Below are 2,359 nucleotides of genomic sequence, written 5' to 3' on the forward strand. Positions count from 1 at the left end.
GCGCGGCGGTCCGCCGGGCCAGCAGGACCGCCACGAGGGCGAGGGCGAGGCCGCCGACGGCGATGCGCGCGGCGCCGAGGGCCACGGGGTCGGCGTCGGGGCCGAGCGCCTGCGCGGTCCCCGTCGTGCCGAAGCAGACGGCGGCGAGGAGGACGGCGAGGACGGCGCGCACGCGCGGATCGTCGCACGCCCGGCCGCACGCCGGCGGCGAGGACCGCGTGCGCCCCGCGGGTCGGGCCGGGTCAGGCCGGGACGGTGGCGCGTCGGCCGAGGGCGGCGAGAGCGCGGGTCTGGCGGTCGGCGTCCGCGGGGACCTCGAGCGGCGGTGCGCACACGCCGTCGCCGTACAGGTGCTCGCCCATCGCCGCGACCATGCCCTCGATGACGTCGAGGTCCTCGTCGGTGAAGCGGTGCGCGCGACCGTCGGCGGCGGCCACGTCCCAGCGGTGCGCGACCATGTCGAAGCCGTAGAACATGTCGAAGGTGGCGCCGAGCGTCGACGGACCGGTGACGGACTCGAACGGCCGGTCCACCACGTCCGGGTCGGCCAGCGCGGTACGCACGGCGGCGGCGTGGGTGCGCCAGCCGGCCGCCGGGTCGGCGAGGTCCGGGCGCGGGCCGAGGTCCACGTCGTGCCGGGCGAGGTAGTCGCGCTGGGTGTCGACGACGTGGGCGACGACGTCACGGGCCGTCCAGCCCGCGCACGGCGAGGGCGCGTCCCTCGCCGCCGGGCTCGTCGCGTCGAGGACGGCCGCGAGGCCGGCGGCGCGCGCGGTGTAGGCGTCGAGGATCGGGTTGTCGGTCATGTGCGGGACGCTACGCCGGGCGGAGGAGGTGCGGCTTGGACGAACGCGACACGCACGGCGGCACTGCGGGGCACGGCACTGCGGGGGACGGCACTGCGGGGGGCGGCACTGCGGGGGACGGCACTGCGGGCGACGGCACCGCGAGGGGCGTCGACGACGTCGAGCGCGCGCACCTCGTGGACCCGCGGGACACGTCGTTCCGGATCGGCCGCTGGGGGCCGCCCGAGGACCTCGCGCCGCTGGTGCGGCGCTACTGGGTGCCGACGTGGTCCGTCCCGGACGGGCAGGAGGCCGAGCAGCGCGTGCTGCAGTACCCCGTCTGCCTGCTCGTCGTGGCGGACTCGTACGCGCGGTTCTACGGCGTGCAGCCCGGCCTGTCGACGACCACGCTGCGCGGCACCGGGTGGGCCGTCGGGGTGATGCTGCAGCCGGCGGCCGGGTCGCTGCTGGTCGGCGGGTCCGTCGCGCCGTGGACCGGGCGGCACGCCGACGTCGCGGACGCGCTGGCCGCCACGGCGTCGCGGGCGGACGTCGACGCGCTGGTCACGCGCGTGCGCGCGGACATGGCCGCCGGCGCGACGGCGGAGGCCGCGCAGCGGTCCGCGACCGACCGGGTCGGCGCGTTCCTGCGGCGGTACCTGCCCGTGGACGACGAGGGACGGCTGGTCGACGCGGTCGTCGCGGCCGTGGAGGACGACCCGGACCTGCTCCGCGTCGCGCAGCTGTGCGAGCGGTTCGGCGTCACCGAGCGCACGCTGCAGCGCCTCACCCGCCGGCGCCTCGGCCTGACGCCGAAGTGGCTCGTGCAGCGCCGGCGGCTGCACGAGGCCGCGGGCCGGCTGCGCGCCGGCGGGGCGACGCTCGCCGACCTCGCCGCCGAGCTCGGCTACGCCGACGAGTCGCACCTCTCCCGGGACTTCCGCCGTGTCACGGGGATGACGCCCGGCGCGTTCGCGGCGCGCTTCACGCACCCCACCCCCTGACGCACCCGCCGAGCACGCGCCGCCGGCCGCGGCCCGCGAGCCGGTGTGCAGCGTCCGTCACGCCACGCGCGACGAACGCTGCACACCCCGCCGATCGGGTCCGTGGTGCGGTGGCGGACGTCAGGCGGTCGCCTCGCCCGCCGCCGGCGGGTCGGCCGGGGTGCTGGCGCCGGTCGGGCGGGTGCGCCGCCGGCCGCGGGCGAGCTCGGTGGCGAGGGCGTCGAGCGGCTGCGCGAAGGGGTCCTGGAACGCGCGCAGCCAGTCGGCGACGACCGCGAGCGCGCCCGCGTCGGCCGCGTACACCCGCCGGCTGCCGTCGGCCCGCACGGTGACGACACCCGCCTCGCGCAGCACGCGCAGGTGCTGGGACGTCGCCGGCTGCGAGATGCCGAACTCCGCGCGGGCGAGCCCGACGAGGTCGCCGGCGGCGCACTCCCCCACGGCGAGCCGTTCCATCAGGCGACGGCGCACGGGCTCGGCGAGCGCGGCGAGGACCGCGACTCCTACGGGCGCCCCTTCGCGCTGCTGCACACCCCCGCGACCGGGTCGTTCGCAGTCGTGATCGGCACT

The 2,359-nt window shown here is 78.6% G+C and carries 3 protein-coding genes; 1 reads left to right on the top strand and 2 read right to left on the bottom strand.

Annotated features, from left to right (window positions below; translation table 11 throughout):
• Positions 1–242: 242 nt before the first annotated feature.
• Entirely contained in the window at positions 243–806 is a 564-nt protein-coding gene (locus AB6N23_RS18120; protein ID WP_412867352.1) for a TIGR03086 family metal-binding protein, read from the bottom strand.
• A 176-nt stretch (positions 807–982) separates the two neighbouring features.
• On the opposite strand from AB6N23_RS18120, the gene AB6N23_RS18125 reads away from it, so the two are divergent.
• Complete coding sequence (locus AB6N23_RS18125; protein ID WP_412867353.1) at positions 983–1,789, top strand: helix-turn-helix domain-containing protein; 807 nt, start codon at positions 983–985, stop codon at positions 1,787–1,789.
• A gap of 120 nt (positions 1,790–1,909) precedes the next feature.
• On the opposite strand, the gene AB6N23_RS18130 is transcribed toward AB6N23_RS18125, so the two are convergent.
• Positions 1,910–2,359: ArsR/SmtB family transcription factor (locus tag AB6N23_RS18130; protein WP_412867354.1), on the bottom strand; the 450-nt coding region annotated here is incomplete at its 5' end.

The sequence above is a fragment of the Cellulomonas pasadenensis genome (assembly GCF_047229365.1).
GTDB lineage: Bacteria > Actinomycetota > Actinomycetes > Actinomycetales > Cellulomonadaceae > Cellulomonas.

Bases quoted from the DNA above. Each gene is read 5' to 3' on its own strand.
- AB6N23_RS18120 (WP_412867352.1), bottom strand. From the start codon at position 806: ATGACCGACAACCCGATCCTCGACGCCTACACCGCGCGCGCCGCCGGC.